Consider the following 20,889-nt stretch of genomic DNA (forward strand, 5'->3'; position numbering starts at 1 on the left):
CGTCAACCGATCAGCGAGCTCCGCTCGTTCCACCATCGAGGGGAATTACCGTCCCCGTCAAGTAGGCGCCGCCGCGTGAGGACAAGAAGATTGCAAGACCGGCCGCATCCTGTGGCGTTCCGATCCGGCCCAGCGGAACCGAATCCGCCACCGCCCGTGCGCTCTCCTCGTTCTCGAGCAAAAAGGCCATCATCTTCGACGGAAATGGTCCAGGCGCAATGGCATTGACCGTGATCTGTTCCACGGCAAGCGTCGCCGCCAACTTGCGGGTCAACATGTGCACTGCGGCCTTACTCGCTCCGTACGAGAAGTTTTCCGAGCCTGACACCACAAGACCGTCGATCGATCCGATGTTGATCACTCGGGCGGGATCGTCTGCCGTCGCCGCAGAACGCAACTGTGGCAACAACTTCTGTGTCAGCAGGAAGATCGCCTTGACGTTGATGTCGAAGATCTTGTCGAAGCCGGCTGCCGGGAAATCGTCGACGGGGGCGCCCCACGTTGCGCCGGCATTGTTCACCAGCACGTCGAGTGTCGGCGAAATCTCGGCGACCTTCGCAGCGAGGCTCTCGATTCCCTCGTCCGTGGACAAGTCCGCCGGGTGCGAGATGCAGGTGCCGAACTCGGAAAGCTCTCGCGCTGCTTCATCGCACGCTTCCGCTTTCCGGGCCGAGATGACTACCGTCGCGCCGCCTTCGACAAATCCTCGAGCGATCATGTAGCCGATTCCGCGCGAACCACCCGTCACGACGACAGTCTTGCCACTGACGTCGAACAATCCCTCCAGCAAGCTCATGCGACCTCGAAAAGCCCGGCAGCACCCATGCCGCCGCCGATGCACATGGTGACAACAACCAGCTTGGCGCCGCGGCGCTTCCCTTCCAGGAGAGCATGGCCGACCAACCGCGCACCCGTCATCCCGTACGGATGTCCGACGGAAATTCCGCCACCGTCGACGTTGTACTTGTCGGGGTCGATGCCGAGCTTGTCGCGGCAGTACAGCGCCTGAGAAGCAAATGCCTCGTTCAATTCCCACAGATCGATGTCGTCGATCTTCAGTCCGTGCAGGTCGAGCAGACGCGGAATCGCGAATACCGGACCGATTCCCATCTCGTCCGGTGCGCAACCGGCAACAGCCATTCCGCGGTAGATGCCAAGAGGAGCCAGGCCGCGACGTTCCGCCTCACCAGCCTCCATCAACACCGATGCCGACGCGCCGTCGGACAGCTGTGACGAATTTCCGGCGGTGATGGACGAATGCGCGCTGACGGTACCGTCGGCCAGCACCGGACGCAGGCTCGCGAGGCCCTCCAACGTGGTGGACGCACGATTACCTTCGTCGCGAGTGAGTGTGACCGACTCGGTGCCGATCTCGCCGGTCTCCTTGTTCTGAACCTGCTTGACCGACGTCAGCGGCACGATCTCGAGATCGAAACGGCCTGCTTCCTGAGCTGCTGCAGTGCGCTGCTGAGACACCAGTGCAAACTCGTCCTGCTGCTCACGCGTGACGCCGTAGCGTTCGGCCACGATCTCGGCCGTATGCAGCATCGGCATGTAGATCGACGGCTTGTTCTCCTTCAGCCACGGATCTGCCGCACGGAAGTTGTTCATGTGATCGTTCTGGACCAACGAGATCGATTCGACGCCACCACCGATCGCGATCTGCATACCGTCGTCGACGATCTGCTTTGCCGCCGTCGCAATGGCCATCAGTCCGGACGAGCACTGACGGTCGATCGTCATTCCGGACACCGAGTCCGGAAGCCCGGCCCGCAGCACCGCTTGCCGTGCGACGTTGCCGCCGGAAGATCCCTGCTGCAACGCTGCGCCGAGGATGACGTCCTCGACTTCGCCACCCTCGAGCCCGGCGCGCGCAACGGCATTCGAAATAGCATGTGCAGCAAGCTCTTGAGCCTGTGTGTTGTTGAACGCGCCGCGGTACGCCTTGCCGATCGGAGTGCGGGCGGTGGACACGATGACAGCTTGTCTCATGAGGACCTTTCCAGTGTTGTGCGATTCAGGGTTGGAACACGACTCGGCCGACCGTGGTGCCGTCGCCGAGGCGACCGATACCGTCGGCAACGTCCGTCAACGACAACCGCTCACTGATCAGGGGTTTGACCAAGCCTGCGTCGGCGAGCCTGGTGAGCTCGACGTGGCAATCGTCGATGGCCTGCTGGTTGTACGCCTTGTAGAGGCCCCAGTGCAGACCGATGATCGAATAGTTCTTGATGAGAGCATGATTGAGAGCCGGTTGCGGAATCGTGCCACCGGCAAATCCGATGATGACGATCCGGCCTTCGAACGCGATGCACTTGGTCGACTTTGCGTACGCATCGCCGCCAACCGGGTCGAAGACCACGTCGGCGCCCTTGCCGCCGGTGAACTCCTTCACCGCGGCAACAAAGTCCTCACTGTGACGGTCCACCACGAGGTCCGCCCCGAGCTTGCGCGCGTACTCGGCCTTCTCCGGTCCGCCGACAACACCGATCACCTTGGCACCGGCAGCTTTCCCGAGTTGCACTGCGGCACTGCCCACGCCACCTGCGGCGGCATGAACCAGCAGGGTCTCACCTTCGAGCAGTTGGGTGCGACGGTGCAGCGCGAACCACGCCGTCTGATAGCCGATGCTCAGCGCGGAGGCTTCGGCGTCGTCCAGTGCCGATGGCGCCGGAAAGGTGTTGTTCTGATCCAGCACCGAGAATTCGGCAAAGCCACCCGACGGCAAGCTCGGGTTGCCGATCACGCGATCGCCTACCGCAAACTTCGTGACCGAATCACCCACGGACACAACTTCACCACACAATTCCACACCGGGAGTGAAGGGCAGCGGCGGCTTGATCTGGTACTCACCACGGCACATGAGTACGTCAGGGAAGTTCGCCGGCGCTGCGAGCACCTTCACCAGCATTTCCGTGGCGCCAGCTGTGGGCTCCGACACCTCCTCCAACGAGAGGACATCGCGGGGTTCACCGAGTTGATTGACGCGCCAAGCCTTCACAGTGTTTTCTCCAGTTTCGGTAGTGAGGGTGGTTTAGGACGAGATGGGGAGGTCGACGAGCTCGGCAAGCCGCGCCCGGTGCTCATATGCGGTTCCCAGCGTCAATTGGTCACTCTTGGCTCTCTTGAGATACAGGTGCGCCGGATACTCCCACGTCATACCGATCCCGCCGTGAAGCTGTACACATTCCTCCGCCGCGTGAACCGCGACTCCGCTGCAGTACGCCTGAGCGAGCGTCGCAGCAACTGCCGCGTCGGAGTCACCGCGTGCATAGGTATCAGCCGCATAACGCGCGGCCGCACCCGCAGAGCTGACTTCGAGCCACAGGTCCGCCAGACGATGCTTGATCGCCTGATACGAACCGATTGCGCGGCCGAACTGCTTGCGTTCCTTCACATAAGCCAGCGTGGTCTCGAGGCACCACTGCGCCACGGCGAACTGCTCCGAGGCCAGGAGTGCACTTCCGCAGAGCAATGCCTCCTCGACAGCCTCAGCGGCATTGCCACTGTCGACGCGGACCGATGGCGCCTCCGTGAACTCGACGTCCGCCAATCGGCGCGTCATGTCCAGGGACAGGATCGGTGTCACAGTAGCGTCAGCGATCCGCACGATGTGCAGCTCCACACCACTCTCACCGGCAACCGGAACAACAAGAACATCGGACTCGGCGACGCCGGCAACCGTGGTGACGCTGCCGACGAGTCCGCTTGCCGTCGCTCTGACCGTGGGCGCGAAAGTAGCTGGTGCAGTGGATAACGGGATGATCAGAGCAGCCGTCGAATCCCCGGCTGCCAATCGACCGAGCACCTCGGTTTCGCCGGCTTTCAACAGCGCCGTCGTCGCCAGCACCGCACTCGTGAAGAACGGAACGGGAGCGACCGCGCGGCCGATCTCCTCCATCACGACCGCGGCCTCACGCGTCGACGCACCTGCCCCGCCCAGTTCCTCGGGTACCAGCAGTCCCGCCAAACCGAGTTCCGACGCCAGCGACTTCCACAGCCCGGTGAAGTCGGCGGACACGTCGTCGTAGGCAGTGACCACGGTGTCGGCACCTGAGCGCGCACTCAGCAAACGTCGAACACTGGCACGCAGGTCTTGTTCGGTCTCGGAGTACAGCAGATCGGCGCTCATCGGGGCAGGTCCTTCCAGGCGATGTCCTTGTCGACGCGATGCTCGGGCGGCAACCCGAGAACGCGCTCTGCGATGACGTTGCGCAGGATCTCGGACGTTCCGCCCTCGATCGAATTGCCCTTGGCTCGCAGATACCGGTAGCCGGGTTCACGCCCGGTGAAGTCGACAAAATCCGGACGACGCAGCGTCCAGTCGTCGTACCGCAGCCCGTCTTCGCCGTGCATTTCCAGCTCGAAACCTGAAATCTGCTGGGCCAAACCGGCAAACGCGAGCTTCATACCCGAGCCTTCGGGGCCTGGTTGTCCGGCAGCCAGCTGTTGGCGCAGTCGCTCACCGGTCAGACGCGCAACTTCGGATTCGGTCCAGAGCCGCATCAACTCGTCGTGCATCGCCGGGTTGCGCAGCTCAGGCTCGTCGCGCCAGGCCTGCGCAACCTTGCCGATCATTCCGCCCTCACGAGGGGCACCCGAACCGATGGCCACCCGTTCGTTGTTCAGGGTGGTGGTTGCAACCTTCCATCCCTGGCCTTCGCCGCCCAGCCGGTTGGCATCCGGAATCCTGACGTCCGTGAGGAATACCTCGTTGAACTCAGCCTCACCGGTGATCTGGCGGAGCGGCCGGACATCAACTCCGGGATCGGTCATGTCGCAGATGAAGTAGCTCAATCCTGCGTGTTTGGACCGCTCCGGATCAGTCCGGGCAACAAGAATCGCCAACTGAGCGTTCTGAGCCCCCGACGTCCAGACCTTCTGCCCGTTCACTATCCAGTCGTCGCCGTCGCGGACAGCCCGGGTGGCGACGGCAGCCAGGTCCGATCCTGCGCCCGGCTCACTGAAGAGCTGGCAGTACACCGTTTCGGATGTCCACAACGGCCGCAGGAATTTTCGTTTCTGCTCTTCGGTGCCGAACGCTGCGATGGTGGGCGCAGCCATGCCGAGGCCGATACCGTTCTTGCCGGTGTCCGGCCCCGGGGCTCCCGCTGCCGCCAATTGCGCGTTGATCTGTCGCTGAAAGCTCTGTGGCAGATCAAGACCGCCGTGGCCTTCGGGAAAGTGAACCCACGCCAGTCCGGCGTCGAATCGTGCGCCGAGGAAATCCGATACCGATACAGCGTTCGGATCGTGTTCCGCGAGAAGCGTGTTCACCTTGGCGGTGAGGTCACGCGATACTGCCTCTTCGTCGAAAGCCATGCCCATTCCTTCGGTTCGAGCGGTGAGCGGACAGTCAGTCCTTGGGTCCACCGGCGACGTAGACGACCTGACCGGAAACGAAGCCTGCGCCTTCGCTGACGAAGAACGACGCGGTGTGCGCGATGTCCTCGGGCTGCCCGACGCGGTTGACCGGAATCTGCGAAGCGGCAGCGGTCTTGAAGTCCTCGAAGCCGACTCCCATGCGCTCGGCCGTTGCGGCGGTCATCTCGGTTTCGATGAATCCGGGGGCAATGGCGTTGGCGGTGACCCCGAACTTTCCGAGTTCGAAGGCCAACGTCTTGGTGAATCCCTGCATTCCGGCCTTCGCTGCGGAGTAGTTGACCTGTCCGCGGTTGCCGAGAGCCGACGTGCTCGAGAGGTTGACGATACGGCCGAACTTCGCTTCCACCATGTACTTCTGCACCGCGCGCGACATGAGGAACGCTCCGCGAAGGTGGACGTTCATCACCGAGTCCCACTCAGCAACGCTCATCTTGAACAGAAGGTTGTCGCGGGTGATGCCGGCATTGTTGATCAGTACGGTCGGCGAACCGAGTTCTGCTGCCACCCGCTCCACTGCTGCGGCGACAGACTCTTCGTCGGAAACGTCAGCGCCGACGGCCAGGGCTTGCCCGCCTGCGGCCTTGATCGCGTCGACGGTTCCGGCACACGCTGCTTCGTCGAGGTCGAGCACGGCAACGGCAAAGCCGTCTTCCGACAGTCGCCTGGCCACTGCCGCACCGATTCCGCGTGCTGCACCCGTGACAATTGCGGTTCTACGTTCCTGGCTCACTGGCCCTCCATGATTTCGTGATTCGACGGACACCGGACGATCTCGTCAGATCCCGGCCTGATCTGCAATTTCCCTGGCTTTGGCTACCAAGGCGTCAATACGTTCCACTGTGGGAGTTCCACTCTCGGCCGCATTCTGCGGTTCGTCGCGGGCACGACGCATCACGCCTTCGGCGATCACCGCAATCTTCCACAGGCCCAAGGTATGCCAGAACTTCAGCGCAGCAGGATCTCTCCCGGTGGCGTCGAGGTAGATTTGGGAGATCTCGTCTCGCGACGGGAATCCGGGGAGCGCCGACGCCGGGAAATCGCCGCCCGTGTTCTCCCCCGCCGCCGGCCAGTACGCCAACAAGCTTCCGACGTCTGCCAACGGATCGCCGAGCGTGCAGAGTTCCCAGTCGAGGGCCGCGACCACTTCGCCGTTGCTCGCCGAGGTGATCACATTGCGTAGGTGAAAGTCGCCGTGCACCAACGTGGTCTCGGTGTGTGCCGGCTGCGCTGCAATCAGACGTTGGGTGAGATCGTCCAGATCAGGACATTCCCGTGTCTTCGACTGCTCCCACTGTCCACCCCAACGCTTCAGTTGTCGTGCAGCGTAAGGCTTGTGGCTTGCCAGATCATCGAGTCCGGCCTGCTTCAGGTCGACGGCATGTATCTTCGCCAGCGTCTGAGCGAGCGAGATGCCGATTGCCCGGCGACGATCCTCCGACAACGCATCGGCAAGTGGCATCCGGTCGACAACTTCGCCGTCCACGAACTCCATGAGCAGCAACGGAACTTCGGTGACAGCCGGGTCCTCGGTCAACCCGAACACGCGAGGCGACGGTACATCCGTGGATTCGAGAGCTCTCAGGATTCGAGCTTCGCGCGCCACGTCGTGAGCCGAGGCCAGCAGGTGACCGAGAGGTGGGCGTCGTAGCACCCAGCGGTTGCCGTCCTGATCGCGAACCAGGTACGTGAGATTCGACTGCCCCAGGCCGATTCGATCGAAGGACAGCGGCCCGGTGAAGTCGATCCCCAGGCCTGCGATCCACCCGGTGACCGCTTCGATATCGAGTCCCACTACTCCGACGCTAGCCACCGACGGACGCTCCTCGCCGGAACGGGAGCGCGTCACCCAACAACTGGCCACCGTCGATGGTCATGATCTCTCCGGTGATCCACTGGGCTGCATCCGAAACCAGGAAGGCGATGGCAGCAGCCACGTCCTCGGGTTCACCGATGCGCCCGAGAGCGGTCGACGCCGATACCGCTTCTTCATGTTCTTTCCACAGAGCTTCGGCGAGTTTGGTTCTCACCACTCCCGGAGCAACGGCGTTGACACGAATCTTCGGTGACAGTTCGAGCGCAAGCTGTTTGGTGATGTGGATCAGAGCAGCCTTCGACGCGTTGTACGTGCCGATTCCGGCCTCGAACGCCATGCCGCCGATCGAGGCGGTGTTGACCACGGATCCACCGTGCTCGCCCATCCAAGCCCTCGCTGCCAGGCCGGTCCACAGGACTGGAGCCCACACGTTGACGTCGAAGGTCTTGGCGAAGCGCGAGTGATCCTGGTTGATGATCGGCCCGAATGACGGGTTGGTGCCCGCGTTGTTCACCAAGATGTCGAGACTGCCGAAACGCTCGATCGTCTGCTCGACGCACTTGCGGGCAGCATCCTCGTCCGTCGCGTGAGCGCCGACGCCGATCGCGTTGCCGGTCACCTGTGCGGCAGCGGCATCTGCGGATTCCTGTGAGCGCGAAGTCAGTACGACGTTTCCGCCCGCCGCCGCAATCGCCTGCGCGGTCGCGAGGCCGATGCCACGCGATGCGCCGGTGACGATCGCAGTCTTGCCTGTGAGGTCCAGTCCTGCCATGTCAGTTCGCCTTGACTTCGCGGTACTTGCGCAGCTCCTGCTTGGCGATGGCGCGCTTGTGTACCTCGTCCGGGCCGTCGGCGAGCCGAAGGGTGCGCATGTGGGCGTAAGCCATCGCGAGAGGGAAGTCGTCCGTGACGCCGCCGCCGCCGTGAACCTGGATGGCGCGGTCGATGATCTTGAGCGCGATGTTCGGCGCCGCAACCTTGATGGCTGCGATCTCGGTGCGCGCTTCCTTGTTGCCCACCGTGTCCATCATGTGAGCGGCCTTGAGCGTGAGGAGTCGAACCATCTCGATGTCGATACGAGCCTCGGCGATCCAGTCCTGGATATTCGCGTTGTCACTGACGGGCTTTCCGAAGGTGATGCGGGTGGATGCGCGCTTGCACATCAGTTCCAGTGCGCGCTCGGCCATTCCGATTGCACGCATGCAGTGGTGGATGCGGCCGGGGCCGAGGCGGGCCTGGCTGATCGCAAAACCTTCACCCTCGCCGGCGAGGATATCCTTGGCCGGGACGCGTACGTCCTCGAAGGTGATCTCGCCGTGTCCCTCGCGGTCCTGGTAACCGAAGACGGGCAGGTTACGCACGATGGTGACGCCGGGAGCGTCGATCGGCACGACCATCATCGACTGCTGGCGGTGCGTCGCGGCATTGAAGTCCGTCTTGCCCATGACGATCAGAACCTTGCAGTTCTGGTGCAAAGCGTTGGAAGCGAACCACTTACGGCCGTTCAGTACGTACTCGTCGCCATCGCGATCCATGCGGAGCTGGATGTTGGTGGCGTCGGAGCTGGCAACCTCGGGTTCGGTCATGGCAAAGGCAGACCGGATTTCGCCTTCGAGAAGCGGCTTGAGGTACTTCTCCTTGTGCTCGTCGGTGCCGAAGAGCGTGAGCACCTCCATGTTTCCCGTGTCCGGAGCGGCGCAGTTGGTGGCTTCGGAAGCCAGGTGACTGCGGCCCATGATCTCCGCGAGCGGTGCGTATTCCAGGTTGGTCAGGCCGGGGCCCCATTCGGGGTGCGGGTGAAAGAGGTTCCACAGCCCACGCGCCTTGGCTTCCTTCTTCAAGTCGTCGATGATCGGCGGCTGGAAGTGCGGGTTACCGGACTCACGCATCTGCGCTTCGTAGACCGCTTCGGCCGGATAGACGTGCTTGACCATGAAGTCGAGCAGTTCGGCCTGGTACTTCTTCGTGCGATCCGAGAACTCAAAGACTGACATGTGAACTCCTGACAGAGAGGGAAGGAAAATTAGGTGGCCGACGCTCCAGATGACTCGCAACACCTTCGACAACGTCCGGTCCGCGAAATGCGTTGACCATGAGCGTTTCCGCGCGCTGCGTGGATTCGTCGAACGTGCCGGTCTCGTCGGCGCTCAGCTGGGATTTCATGACCGACAACGAGGTCGGCGAGCAGTTGGCCGCGATTTCTGCGGCGTAGGCAACCGCTGCTTCTACGACATCACCGTCGACCAGGTGGTCGATCAGTCCGATACGGTATGCTTCGTCGGCTCCGACCATTCGACTCGACAGCAGTAAATCGGTGGCCCGACTCCGGCCGACAAGTCTAGGCAACATCCATGAGATGCCGTACTCGGCGATCAGCCCGCGCTTGGCAAATGCGGTGGTGAATCGTGTTGCAGACGAACCGAATCGAACGTCGCAGTACAGCGCTTCCACGAAACCAAGTCCGGCCGCTACTCCGTTGATGGCGCCGATCAACGGCTTACGTAGCGACGTGGGAAACTCGCGAGGCCGAGGCCTCACCAGATCCTCGTCGGAAACGTCGCCGACGTTCTTCAGGTTGCTCAGATCTGCACCCGAGCAGAATCCGCGACCCGCACCCGTGATCACGATTGCCCGGACGTCGGGATCGTCGTCCGCGGCGGCCAGTAGATCGAAGTACACGTCCTCGAGTTCGTTTGTCCAGGCGTTCAGGACATCCGGACGATTGAAGGTCAGCAGTAGGACGGGCCCACGCTGCTGCGAAAGTACAAGTTCCGGAATCATCGCGTTCCGGCGAGCAACGACGCCTGGTAACGGCGCATTCCACTGAGCCAGCGATCGTAGTCAGCGCCCTTCTGCCGGTACATGTCCAGTACCTTCGGGTGCGGGAGGATGAGGAAGTGCTCGGCGTCCATTGCAGCCAAGACGATTTCGGCACACTGGTCGGGTTCGATCACCTCGCCGGCAGCGAGGACAGCTCCCGTCGCAGCGACTCCGAGGGGATCACCGGTCTCTTTCCCTTCATAGAGGAGCTTGGTGTTGACACCCATCGGACACAGACAGCTGACTCGGACGCCCTTGTCTCCGTATGTCATCGACAGCCACTCGGCAAAACCCACTGCCGCATGCTTGGTAACCGAGTACACCGCCGAACCGACCTGCGTGAGCAGGCCGGCAGCCGAAGCGGTGCTGACGAAGTACCCTTCGCCGCGCTCGACCCATCCGGGAACCAACAACCGAGCAGCGCGAATGTGGGCCCGCACATTGATGTCGAAGGCTACGTCCCAGCCGTCCTCGTCGACGTCGAGACCGAGGCCGCCGGTGATACCGGCATTCGCGAAGTAGAGATCAACGGGACCGAAAGCCTCCTCAGCCTGCGCGATCAACCCCTCGATCACACCGGCGTCTGACACGTCGCCACCGGCAGAGACCGCCGATCCTGGGTGCCCTGCGTTGACCGCGTCGGCCACAGCGGCAGCTGCATCGGCATTGAGATCGGCCACCACTACGCGGGCGCCCTCCGCCGCCAACTTCCTGGCGAGCGCTCCCCCGATACCGCCTCCACCTCCGGTGACAATTGCAACCTTCTGGGCGACCTTCATTGGCGATTCCTCTCGCTTGCATTCACCGAAAGCTTTTACCGTGATCCACGTCTCTTGTCATGTATAGTTGAATCCGGCGTCAACTTCAACCGTCGCCGCTGGAATCTATTTTCCAACCTCCTGAACTGCGAGTAAAGGACCACGATGACTGAAGAGCAATTGCCCGTCCGCCCGTCCACGTTTGCCGAGCTCGAGAAGTTGATCGGCCAGGAACTGGGACCCACCGACTGGTACGAGATCACGCAGGATCGCATCGACGCTTTTGCCGCGGTCACCAACGATCACCAGTGGATTCACGTCGACCCAGAGCGTGCGGCGGCGAGCGCATTCGGCACCACCATCGCGCACGGACTTTTCAGCCTCTCACTGGGCCCACAGTTCTCCTCCCAACTCCTGGCCTTCGACGGCTTTGCGCACAGCCTCAACTACGGATACGACAAAGTGCGCTTCCCCGCGCCGGTCCCGGTGGGCTCGCGACTGCGGATGCGCTCAACCGTGGTGTCCGCCGAGCAGTTGCCTGGCGGTATCCAGGTAAAGACGCGCCAGGTGCTCGAACGCGAAGGTTCCGACAAGCCTGTGGCCGTCGCGGAAGCGGTAGCTCGCGTCGTCGAGAAGAGCTGAGACGATTTTCGAAGCGCGCCCTGAGCACTCTCGACCAGGGCGCGCTTCGTCAGCTCCGCCTCGGGAACTTCAGCGCATTGGCCCACAGATCCGTCACGGTGCCGACAATCTCGTCGAATTCGACCGGCCTGCCTTCCACTCGCCCGTCACCCAACGTGAATACACTGTGGGCAAATCGACTCACCATGCCGGACAATGCCATTGACGTAAGCAGAGGATTCAAGCCGGGATCAACGACACCACGTTCTTGCAGTTCGGCGATACCTCGCGCGTTGCGCAGAATAAATGCATCTGCCCGCTCGTTGCGAATCCTGCGGAACTCCGGGTCGATACTGGCAACTTGCTCCATCAATCCCATCAACTTTGCATTCCGTTGATATGCCGCAAGATACGCCCGATTACTTGCCTCCAGAACGGCATATGGATCGTCAGTGCCCGCAACCCTACCGATGCCCGGATGCATCATTTCCTCACGAGCTACCTCGAGGACGGCCGCAAAAACTTCTTCCTTGTTGGCAAAATAGGTGTAGAAGGAACCGGTAGCACACCCAGCTTCCTTCGCTATATCTATCAATCGCGCATCCAAATAGCCGGCCCGCTCGAAAACCACACGTGCAGAGGCGATCAGCGCAGCCCTGGTGCGAGCACCCCGTTCGGTGCTCGGCGGATCACGATGCCCCGCCGGCGGAGCAAGAGGCAGTTCGGATATCCGCGAGTCGTCATCCACCACGCTACTCACCTTTCCGAAGTTCACTGCTACTGAGGGATATTCACGACAAACTCAATGTTGACACCGAGTTCAAGTGTACGCTCGGCAAGGACATCAGGACACACAATCGGTCGATTCTCCTGAAAGGCATATCCATGGTCAGCGTTCTCGATCCGGTAACCCGTTACGCCGCAGCCACACCGGACAACATCGCGATTCGCGGTTCCGGCCGGGACTGGACATACCGACAACTCCACGACACCTCCCTCTCGTTTGGCGGCCGAATCCGTGCTGCCGGATTGAGCGAAGGAGATCGGGTGTTGCTCGCCGCTCCGTCGGTTGCGGAATTCATCGTGGCGTACATGGGAATTCAGGCTGCCGGTTGCGTTGTCGTCCCGGTCAATACAATGTCAGCGCAGCCCGAGATCGAGTACGTGCTCGACGACGCCGATATCTCACTCGCCATCGCATGGCATCAACTCGGGCCGGCGACCCATGACGCCGGCGCCGCCCGCGGCGTTCCGGTCTGGACCCTCACCGAAGAATCGGCGAGAACCGACCAGGAACCGACAGCCATTGCCGACCGAGATGTACACGACACCACTGCGATTCTCTACACCTCCGGCACCACCGGGCGCCCGAAAGGTGCTCAGCTGACCGTGGGAAACCTGTTGTCGGCGGGCGAAATCGGAGCCGAGAGTAGCCGCGGAAACTCTTCGGACCGAACGGGAACGGGTCTACCGCTGTTCCACATCTTCGGGCAGGGCTCCGTGATGATGGCAACCTTCACCGGCGGTGGATCGCTCTCCCTGCTTCCGCGTTTCGATCCGACCGCCATGCTCGATCTGGTCCGCAAGGACAAACTCACCATAATGGCCGGTGTTCCGACAATGTGGAATGCCATGCTCCACGCAGCAGCCGACGTGGACAGCTCCGACTTCGAGCAACTCAGAATCGCAATCTCCGGCGGAGCCTCCCTTCCAGGTGAGGTAGCCCGCGCCTTCGAAACTCGGTTCGCCTGCACGATCCTCGAAGGGTACGGCCTCACCGAGACAAGCGCGTTCGGAACGTTCAACAGCATCGACCGTCCGCCGAAAATCGGCTACACCGGCCGGGCCGTCCCGAGAACCGAAGTCGAGGTTCGCGATCACGACGGAAATCCTTGCTCCGCAGGCACAGTCGGAGAAGTCTTCATCAAGGGCCCGACTGTCATGAAAGGCTATTGGAAACGCCCGGACGATACCTCGGCGGTACTCTCCCCAGACGGGTGGTTCCGCACCGGCGACCTCGGTGAAACCGATGCGGACGGCGACCTTCGTATAGTAGATCGGGTCAAGGATCTGATCATCCGCGGCGGGTACAACGTGTACCCCGGCGAAGTGGAGGAGGTGCTGTATCAGCATCCCGACATCATCGAAGCTGCAGTGATAGGTATCCCGGACGACTACTACGGTGAGGAAGTCGCGGCAGTCGTAGCGGTGCGATCGGGTAGCGTCGTCGATGCTGCCGACGTGACTGCATGGGCACGGGAGCGCCTGTCGGCGTACAAAATTCCTCGGGTTGTGCAGTTCATCGACGCACTGCCCAAGGGTTCCACCGGCAAGATCCTCAAACGCTCGATCGACCGCACCGGACTGGTCACTCTGAAACAGAGCTGAGCACGCGGGAAAGCCCCGGCAGAATTGTCTGCCGGGGCTTACCTGTCCAGCTACGACGCATACAGATGCGCACCAGGGATCGCCTCCGGATCGTCGCGGACTTCCTTCGGATTGGTCTCGGCAAGCGCCCACGCACTGAAGAAGGTCACCAATCCCATGAGTGCGACGAACACGGCAACCAGGGTCGTGGTTCCCGTCTTCGCGATCAGCGCCGTCATGATGAACGGTGTGCCACCGCTGACAGTGATCGCTGCCAGTTGATAGGCAAGAGACGCTGCGGAGTAGCGGACATTCGGGGCGAACAACTCGCCCATGTATGCCGCGATGGGCCCGTATGTCATCGACTGGAAAACGCTGCCGACGGTGACAGCAACAAAGAAGAGCGGTAGCGACTTGGTGTTGATCAGCCAGAAGTACGGAAAGGCCCAGACAACGATCGCGGCCGCACCGATCAAGATCATCGGACGACGCCCGATCCTGTCCGACATCTTTCCCGACCACAGCACCACTCCGACGGTCAGGAGCGCGCTGAGGAGAGAGATGATCAGAAGAGAATTCCTCTTTAGGCCGAGTTCCGTTGTGCCGTAGCTCAAAACACCGGCAATGCTGATGTAGAAGAGCGAGTTGGTAGCAGCCAGAAGACCACAGCCGAGAAGAATCTTGCGCCAATGAGTTTTGATCGCTTTTGTCAGCGGCGCCTGCACCACTGCATCCTTCTTGTTGCGAGCCGCTTCTTTCTGCAACTCCAGAAATTCCGGAGTGTCTTCAACCTTGGTCTGGATGTACAGGACGACTGGGAAGAGTAATGCGCTGGCGAAGAAGGGAATTCGCCATCCCCAGCTCAGGAATGCTTCGTTCGAGATCGTCGCGGTGGCGATCAGAAATACGACGTTGCCGAGAACCACGCCGAACGAAACACCCATCTGTCCAAAGGTTCCGGAGAATCCCCGCTTCTTCGGACTAGCCGACTCCGTGAGAAGCAAGACAATGCCGCCCCACTGCCCGCCGCAGGCAAGACCCTGAATGAATCGCAAGGTGACCAACAGAATTGGAGCAGCGACGCCGATTGCCGATGCACTCGGAATCGCGCCGATCAGGAACGTCGCCAATGCCATCAGGAGCAGGCAGGTAACCACGGCAGGCTTACGTCCGTACTTGTCCCCGAAATGGCCGGCAACGATCCCACCGATCGGCCGAGCTACGAATCCCGCCCAGAACGTACTGAACGAGAGCAATGTACCCATGAGGGCGGACGAGTTCGGAAAGAATACATGCGGAAAGACAAGCGCTGCAGCCGTTCCATAGAGAAAGAAGTCGTACCATTCGATCGAGCTGCCCAGAAGTCCGGCGCCGAGAAGCTTGCGATGTGCACGCTTCCTGGTGCGCTCTTGATCGGATACGCGCCCTGCGGGCCCTCCCGAATTCACTACCGATCTAGTCATGCCTACTCCTCGATGGGTCGTAGCGATTGCACCCGAACGAAGCGCCGCCCCGACAGTAGAAACTGACGCCAACTTCAAGTTCGGATGATGTGACCAGTGTGCGGCACCCACGGAGTGATGTCAATCACTGAATAGCATTGTTGCGCAACAATATTTGATGCAATTCAGTCAAACACGACAACTGCCGGCCCATCACGATTCGATGAGCCGGCAGTCATTGGAGTGTGGAATTAGCGCGGAACCCTCAATTCACGACGAAGAATCTTGCCGCTCACGGTCTTCGGAAGGTCACTCATGACCTCGATGATGCGCGGGTACTTGTACGCAGCCAGACGGACCTTGCAGAATTCCACCAGTTCATCCGGCGTCGCCTCCAGCCCCTCCTTGAGTGAAACGAAGGCTTTCACGGTCTCTCCGCGATAGGGGTCCATGACACCCACTACTGCAGCCTCACGAACGGAAGGATGTTCGTAGAGAACATCTTCCACTTCGCGCGGCCATACCTTGAATCCCGAGGCATTGATCTGATCTTTCATCCGATCGACCACGTAGAACCATCCGTCAGCGTCCATGAAACCTACATCGCCGGTGTGGAAACGGCCGTTGGGCATGGCGTGGGCGGTCTCTTCCGGCTTGTTCCAGTATCCGAGCGCTACCTGCGGGCCGCTGACAACTATCTCCCCGTACTCCCCGACCGGTACCGGATTGTCGTTTTCGTCCACCACCTCGGCATGCGTACTCGAGACAGGCACGCCGACCGCTACCGCACCCGACGCGGGGTCGACCGGCGCTTCTCGTGAATTCGGCACAACGATTGCAGGACTATTGGTTTCGGTCAAACCGTAGCCGTTGTGGATGTAGTGACCGAACTTCGCCCGAAACGACTCGAGGGCTGCATGCGGAATGGGCGCGCCACCCGAGTAGACCGATTCGAGACTACTGAGCAACTCTTTCGATACCGCCGCATTATCCGTCCAGGCGATGAAAACGGTAATTGCACCGATGATCGCTGTGGCGCGATGCTCCGAAATAGACTCCGCCGCAACAACGGGGTGGAATTTACACGTGAGAATTGTAGCGGCCCCCGATAGCAGTGGCGCCGCGACGTGTCCGATCAAACCAGTGATGTGAAACAACGGGGCTACGGCAAACATCGCGCCACCCGGGCGCAAGCCCACCCAGTCCCGATAGATCTGCGATGCGAACACCACATTGGCATGCGTGTTCATAGACCCCTTGGGCGGACCCGTCGTACCGGACGTGTACGGCAGATACGCAAGATCGCTCGGCTCGAGGTCAACGGGATCGGGTGCGGCGCCGCGGTTCTCCTCGATCAACTCCAGCAGGTCGTGGCAACCCTCGTACCTCACTCGGCTGGCAGACCCGAAAATCCTTTGATCACTTCGTGATTGAAAATCGAGTTCCGACGTAGTGATAACACATCCAACATCCGTACCCACAGACGCCGTCACCACCGTCTGGGCCGAGGACTCGAGACAGATCACCGCAACGGCACCGCTGTCGAGCAGGACCGTCGCCAACTCACGGTCGCGGTACATCGGATTGACCGGAACCACAACGGCTCCCAACTTCCAGACAGCCAGAGTCGCGACAAAGAACTGCGGCACATTCTGCAGGACAAATGCCACCCGATCGCCGAATCCGATACCCTCACCGGCGAGAGCCACTGCCAAAGCGTCCGACATCGTGTCGAGCTCGCCGAACGTGAGAGTCGCGTCGAAGTATCTGATTGCGGGAGCATCAGCGTCGCGGGCCACCGACGCACGGAACATCTCCAGGGCATTGGTGTATTCGATGTCGACAGTTGGCGCAGTACCACTGTCGTAGCGCGCAAGCCAAGGACGTGGCACCGACAGCTCGCCCGCATACACGTCGTCCATGATCAGCTCTCGAAATATCGACGCGGATTGTCGACCAGCATCGTCGTGATCTGGTCTTCGGTGACGCCTCGCTCTAACAAGGTCGGGATGACGTGATCGCTGATGTGCGTGTAGTTCCAGTTCGGCACAGCGGCAGCCTTCGCCTCGCTGGAGAACCAGTCGATGAAGCACGACGCGTCGTGGGCGAGGACCATTTTCTCCGCGTAGCCGCGACGAGCCATCTCCACCACGGTGTTCACGCGCTCCTCGAACGGCAAGAGCACATCCAGACCGAAGCGGTCCATACCCAGTAGGGAGCCGGCATCTGCGAGCGCACACAGATAGTCGAGATCCGTCGAGTCACCCGAATGACCGATCACGACCTTGGTCAGATCTGCGCCCTCGTCGGCCAGGACTTTCTGTGCAACGAGCCCGGATTCGGTATGCGGGTCGGTGTGGACGGTTATGGGCACACCCGTTTCGACCTGCGCAGCTCCAACTGCGCGCATCACTCGCTCGACTCCGGGAGTCAGCCCGGGCTCTTCGATGGCGCACTTGAGGAATGCTGCGCGAATACCAGTGCCGGCAATGCCTTCTCGAATGTCTTTGACAAACAGATCGACCATCGGCTCTCGCACATCGAAGAGTAATCCCGGTCCTGTGTGATGGAATTGGAACGGAATGTCGTTGTAGGTGTAGATGCCCGTGGCGACGATGATGTTGAGATCGACCTGCTCGTTGATTCGCGCGATGCGCGGAATGTATCGGCCGAGCCCGATCACGGTGGGATCGACGATTGTGTTGATCCCGCGGGACTTCAGTTCGGTCAGCTTGGCAACTGCGTCCGCCACCCGCGCCTCTTCGTCCCACGGCTCCGGGTAGTCCGGATAGTTCTGGCGCATCTCCTCTCCGAGAACGAAGACGTGCTCGTGCATCAACACCTTCCCCAGATCGGCGCTGTCCACTGACCCGCGAACGGTCTGTACTGAACTCATCGACAAAACCCCTGACTGTGATCGGCATCACTTAGCTGAGACAATGAGCTAGTGTGTCTCACCTAGGAGGGTTCGTCAATAGATAGCCAGAGCCGTACACAGACCCGAAAATCGACGCACCGGGCCACCGGAGAGAATGCCTGTATGCCATCCGACCGCGACCGCCGGCGCGCCATCGACACCGCCGCGAGCATGTATCTCGCCGAAGAGGCGCTCGACATGTCACTACTTGCCGAGCGCCTCGGAGTAGGCCGCGCGACGCTCTACCGATGGGTCGGAAACCGCGACGAACTACTGGGGACGGTGCTGGCGGAAGCCACCGAGCGCACGTACCGCAAGGCGATGTCGCAAGCGTCAGGCAAGGGCCCGGAGTACGTCATCGACGTATTCGGCCGAGTGATGCGTTCAGTAGACTCTTCAACCGAACTTCGCGCGCTCACCAAGAGGGAACCGATGGTGTTCATCAAGCTCGCGCTGATGCCCGGTGCCATCGAGTCCATTTCCGCGTCCATTGCCGCCGAGATCCTGCAGTCGCAGGTCGATGCCGGCCAGTTGACCCTCAGCTTGTCGCCACAAGTGCTGGGCCAGGCACTTGTTCGTATCTGCGACATCCACCTTTACGCACCTCTACTAGGTCGAGAGAAGGCAGAGATCGAGACAGCTCTCGATTTGATCGCACTTCTGCTCGGGGTCCCGCGCGTGTGAGTGCCCATCGAACACACCCGCTAAGGGTTAGTCCTCAGACGTCTGATGACTTGTTACGCTAGGCGAATTCGATTCGAAAGGTAGCAATGACCGACGACCACGGTGGTTTCGTTCTGCGCAGCGGTCCCCTGGTGCCGCAGATCGAACAGATCTTCCGGTCGAAGATCCGCCAATCGGTATGGCTGCCGAAGCAGCGGATCCCGAGCGAAGCCGCACTCGCCGTAGAACTGGGAGTCGGGCGTTCGTCCATCCGCGAAGCGATCCGGCTTCTAACTCAAGCCGGGTTGCTGGAGGTACGGCACGGGGTCGGAACGTTTGTTGTCGCGGCGGAGGATCTGGAACACGCTGACGAATTCACCCGGCTACTCCGACGCTCACAGATGCTCGAGGTTTTCGAGGTGCGCCGGGCGTTGGAGGTCGAGGCCGCCAGACTCGCGGCGGAGCGCGCACAACCGGAAGATCTCGAGCGTCTTCGACGCCGACTTACGCTCCGCCACAGCCACTTCGAACGGGATGTCGAGAAGTTTGTCGACACCGACCTCGATTTCCATACAGAAGTCGTTCGACTCTCGGGAAACGCTGTCCTGCTGTCACTGTTCGAATCGGTGCGTCCGCTTCTCCGCAAGACTCTCATCGACATGGTGGACATCGAAGAGGGAGTTCCCGATACTTCACAGGCCCACGACAGACTGCTCGACGCGCTATGGGATTCGGATCCCGACGCCGCAGTAGCTGCAACACGCGAAAACATCGACACCGTCCTCCGTCAGCTACGCATTCTCGATTCATAGAGAGGCTTCATCCGTGAAACACTCCAGCGGCACAGTGCTGTCGACCGAACATGTCGACTTGGTCCGAGACGGCCGGTACTTGTTGCAGGACATCAACATTTCGATCGAGCCCGGCCAGCATTGGGTATTGCTGGGGGCTAACGGTGCGGGAAAGAGCACTCTGCTGAGCCTGTTCGGGGCAACTGCGCACCCCACCCGCGGCTCCGTATTCGTTCTGGGCCACAAGTTGGGCCGTGTCGACATGCGTGAGTTGCGGATGGACATCGGGCATGTCAATCCGCGTCATACGATCGGCATTCCCATCACGGTCCGGAACGTCGTGATCACCGGACTCACCAACACCACCGAGTTGATGCCGCGCTGGTCGCCCACTCCGGAGCAGGAAGCACACGCCGACGCCTTGATCGACCTGCTTGGCATGAGCCCCCGATCGAATGCACTGTGGCCCAATTTGTCTCAGGGAGAGCGCGGACGCGCACTGATCGCCAGAGCGCTCATGGTCGAGCCACGATTGCTTCTTCTCGACGAGCCCGCCACCGGTCTCGACTTGGCAGCCCGCGAACAGCTGCTGAGCGCGCTGGATGACCTACGTAGTCAAAACCCGTCCCTGGCAAGCATTCTTGTCACCCATCACATCGAAGAAATCCCAAGCACGACAACACATGCACTACTGATCAAGGACGGCGTTGTCACGGCAACCGGACTTGCCGACGATGTGATCACGTCGGAGAACATCAGCGACTGCTTCTCACATCCCATCAAGATCGAACGACGCAATGGACGTTGGAATGCCAGGTCCCACCCTCGCCAACGGAACCAACTGAGCCAACTGATCTGACAGTTCGTCAGATCCGGCGGGCGCCCTGCCCGCCCAAACCGAGTTCGTCTCCCGGATTGAGCAGGTTGCAGGTTTGCAGTGACAAGCACCCGCACCCGATACACCCGGTCAACTCCTCCTGGAGGCGCGCGATCGCCTGTTTACGATCCTCTAGCCGCTGATTCCAGGCTGTCGAGATCTTTGCCCAGTCCTTCTTGTTGGGTGTGCGGCCCTCTGGCAGAGAGGCGAACACTTCCCCGACCTCCGACAACGGAATGCCGAAGCGGACGGCCAACTGGATCAACGTCACTCGCCGTATGGCATGCCGCGGAAACTTTCGCATATTGCCGGCAGTGCGAACGGCAGGAACCAGACCCAGGGTTTCGTAGTACCGCACGGCCGACACCGCAACGCCTGTGCGGGCCGACACCTCGCCGATAGAGAGGAGTTCGTCGCTCTTGCGGATCATCCTCG

General features: G+C 61.1%; 21 protein-coding genes. 5 read left to right on the forward strand and 16 right to left on the reverse strand.

What is annotated here, in order from left to right; genetic code table 11:
- Nucleotides 1-10 precede the first annotated feature (10 nt).
- Genes CJ178_RS18560 through CJ178_RS18610 form a run of 11 tightly spaced genes read right to left on the reverse strand, consistent with a single transcriptional unit; the run spans nucleotide 11 to nucleotide 10,797 of the window.
- Entirely contained in the window at nucleotides 11-796 is a 786-nt protein-coding gene (locus tag CJ178_RS18560; RefSeq protein ID WP_045065448.1) for a RhlG family 3-oxoacyl-ACP reductase, read from the reverse strand.
- Nucleotides 793-1,992, reverse strand: coding sequence for an acetyl-CoA C-acyltransferase (locus CJ178_RS18565; RefSeq protein WP_095887342.1), 1,200 nt, complete (start codon nucleotides 1,990-1,992; stop codon nucleotides 793-795). Before CJ178_RS18565 ends, CJ178_RS18560 begins: the two co-directional genes overlap by 4 nt.
- Nucleotides 1,993-2,017: 25 nt before the next feature.
- Entirely contained in the window at nucleotides 2,018-3,001 is a 984-nt protein-coding gene (locus CJ178_RS18570; protein ID WP_045065454.1) for an NADPH:quinone oxidoreductase family protein, read from the reverse strand.
- A gap of 33 nt (nucleotides 3,002-3,034) precedes the next feature.
- On the reverse strand, nucleotides 3,035-4,132 hold the full coding sequence (locus CJ178_RS18575) for an acyl-CoA dehydrogenase family protein (RefSeq protein ID WP_095887343.1): 1,098 nt from the start codon (nucleotides 4,130-4,132) through the stop codon (nucleotides 3,035-3,037).
- On the reverse strand, nucleotides 4,129-5,322 hold the full coding sequence (locus CJ178_RS18580; protein ID WP_095887344.1) for an acyl-CoA dehydrogenase family protein: 1,194 nt from the start codon (nucleotides 5,320-5,322) through the stop codon (nucleotides 4,129-4,131). The genes CJ178_RS18575 and CJ178_RS18580 overlap by 4 nt, the downstream gene beginning before the upstream one ends.
- A gap of 34 nt (nucleotides 5,323-5,356) precedes the next feature.
- Entirely contained in the window at nucleotides 5,357-6,115 is a 759-nt protein-coding gene (fabG, locus tag CJ178_RS18585; RefSeq protein ID WP_095887345.1) for a 3-oxoacyl-ACP reductase FabG, read from the reverse strand.
- A 45-nt stretch (nucleotides 6,116-6,160) separates the two neighbouring features.
- Entirely contained in the window at nucleotides 6,161-7,195 is a 1,035-nt protein-coding gene (locus tag CJ178_RS18590; protein ID WP_179300775.1) for a phosphotransferase family protein, read from the reverse strand.
- Nucleotides 7,188-7,970 (reverse strand): SDR family oxidoreductase, encoded by a 783-nt coding sequence (locus tag CJ178_RS18595; RefSeq protein ID WP_095887346.1) that lies wholly within the window; start codon nucleotides 7,968-7,970, stop codon nucleotides 7,188-7,190. The genes CJ178_RS18590 and CJ178_RS18595 overlap by 8 nt, the downstream gene beginning before the upstream one ends.
- 1 nt (nucleotide 7,971) lies before the next feature.
- Nucleotides 7,972-9,192 (reverse strand): acyl-CoA dehydrogenase family protein, encoded by a 1,221-nt coding sequence (locus CJ178_RS18600; RefSeq protein WP_095887347.1) that lies wholly within the window; start codon nucleotides 9,190-9,192, stop codon nucleotides 7,972-7,974.
- Nucleotides 9,179-9,979 carry an enoyl-CoA hydratase-related protein gene (locus tag CJ178_RS18605; protein WP_095887348.1) on the reverse strand — a complete coding sequence of 267 codons (801 nt, stop codon included), beginning with the start codon at nucleotides 9,977-9,979 and terminating at the stop codon, nucleotides 9,179-9,181. Before CJ178_RS18605 ends, CJ178_RS18600 begins: the two co-directional genes overlap by 14 nt.
- Nucleotides 9,976-10,797: an SDR family oxidoreductase gene (locus tag CJ178_RS18610; RefSeq protein WP_033233628.1), complete on the reverse strand. Its 822-nt coding sequence runs from the start codon at nucleotides 10,795-10,797 to the stop codon at nucleotides 9,976-9,978. The genes CJ178_RS18605 and CJ178_RS18610 overlap by 4 nt, the downstream gene beginning before the upstream one ends.
- A 144-nt stretch (nucleotides 10,798-10,941) precedes the next feature.
- On the opposite strand from CJ178_RS18610, the gene CJ178_RS18615 reads away from it, so the two are divergent.
- Nucleotides 10,942-11,418, forward strand: coding sequence for a MaoC family dehydratase (locus CJ178_RS18615; RefSeq protein ID WP_045065467.1), 477 nt, complete (start codon nucleotides 10,942-10,944; stop codon nucleotides 11,416-11,418).
- A gap of 49 nt (nucleotides 11,419-11,467) precedes the next feature.
- On the opposite strand, the gene CJ178_RS18620 is transcribed toward CJ178_RS18615, so the two are convergent.
- Nucleotides 11,468-12,148 carry a TetR/AcrR family transcriptional regulator gene (locus tag CJ178_RS18620; RefSeq protein ID WP_092805152.1) on the reverse strand — a complete coding sequence of 227 codons (681 nt, stop codon included), beginning with the start codon at nucleotides 12,146-12,148 and terminating at the stop codon, nucleotides 11,468-11,470.
- A 134-nt stretch (nucleotides 12,149-12,282) separates the two neighbouring features.
- Here CJ178_RS18620 and CJ178_RS18625 point away from each other — a divergent pair, with 134 nt between their 5' ends.
- Complete coding sequence (locus tag CJ178_RS18625) at nucleotides 12,283-13,785, forward strand: AMP-binding protein (protein ID WP_095887349.1); 1,503 nt, start codon at nucleotides 12,283-12,285, stop codon at nucleotides 13,783-13,785.
- A 50-nt stretch (nucleotides 13,786-13,835) separates the two neighbouring features.
- Here CJ178_RS18625 and CJ178_RS18630 read toward each other — a convergent pair whose 3' ends face one another.
- The 3 genes from CJ178_RS18630 to CJ178_RS18640 all read right to left on the reverse strand — a co-directional run bounded on the left by CJ178_RS18630 (nucleotide 13,836) and on the right by CJ178_RS18640 (nucleotide 18,102).
- Entirely contained in the window at nucleotides 13,836-15,227 is a 1,392-nt protein-coding gene (locus CJ178_RS18630) for an MFS transporter (protein ID WP_045065472.1), read from the reverse strand.
- A 230-nt stretch (nucleotides 15,228-15,457) separates the two neighbouring features.
- A complete protein-coding gene (locus CJ178_RS18635; protein ID WP_095887350.1) occupies nucleotides 15,458-17,128 on the reverse strand; it encodes an AMP-binding protein in 1,671 nt (556 codons plus the stop codon).
- Nucleotides 17,129-17,130: 2 nt separating this feature from the next.
- Nucleotides 17,131-18,102 carry a phosphotriesterase family protein gene (locus tag CJ178_RS18640; RefSeq protein WP_095887351.1) on the reverse strand — a complete coding sequence of 324 codons (972 nt, stop codon included), beginning with the start codon at nucleotides 18,100-18,102 and terminating at the stop codon, nucleotides 17,131-17,133.
- A gap of 144 nt (nucleotides 18,103-18,246) precedes the next feature.
- On the opposite strand from CJ178_RS18640, the gene CJ178_RS18645 reads away from it, so the two are divergent.
- The 3 genes from CJ178_RS18645 (at nucleotide 18,247) to CJ178_RS18655 (ending at nucleotide 20,436) form a co-directional block, all read left to right on the forward strand.
- Complete coding sequence (locus CJ178_RS18645) at nucleotides 18,247-18,807, forward strand: QsdR family transcriptional regulator (RefSeq protein WP_045065476.1); 561 nt, start codon at nucleotides 18,247-18,249, stop codon at nucleotides 18,805-18,807.
- Between the two features lie 86 nt (nucleotides 18,808-18,893).
- Complete coding sequence (locus CJ178_RS18650) at nucleotides 18,894-19,598, forward strand: FadR/GntR family transcriptional regulator (RefSeq protein WP_045065478.1); 705 nt, start codon at nucleotides 18,894-18,896, stop codon at nucleotides 19,596-19,598.
- A 13-nt stretch (nucleotides 19,599-19,611) separates the two neighbouring features.
- Nucleotides 19,612-20,436: an ABC transporter ATP-binding protein gene (locus tag CJ178_RS18655; RefSeq protein ID WP_095887352.1), complete on the forward strand. Its 825-nt coding sequence runs from the start codon at nucleotides 19,612-19,614 to the stop codon at nucleotides 20,434-20,436.
- 7 nt (nucleotides 20,437-20,443) lie between these two features.
- On the opposite strand, the gene soxR is transcribed toward CJ178_RS18655, so the two are convergent.
- Nucleotides 20,444-20,884 (reverse strand): redox-sensitive transcriptional activator SoxR, encoded by a 441-nt coding sequence (gene soxR, locus CJ178_RS18660; RefSeq protein ID WP_033233647.1) that lies wholly within the window; start codon nucleotides 20,882-20,884, stop codon nucleotides 20,444-20,446.
- Between the last annotated feature and the right edge of the window lie 5 nt (nucleotides 20,885-20,889).

The sequence above is a fragment of the Rhodococcus sp. ACPA4 genome (genome assembly GCF_002300185.1).
In the GTDB taxonomy this organism is placed as follows: Bacteria; Actinomycetota; Actinomycetes; order Mycobacteriales; family Mycobacteriaceae; genus Rhodococcus_F; species Rhodococcus_F globerula.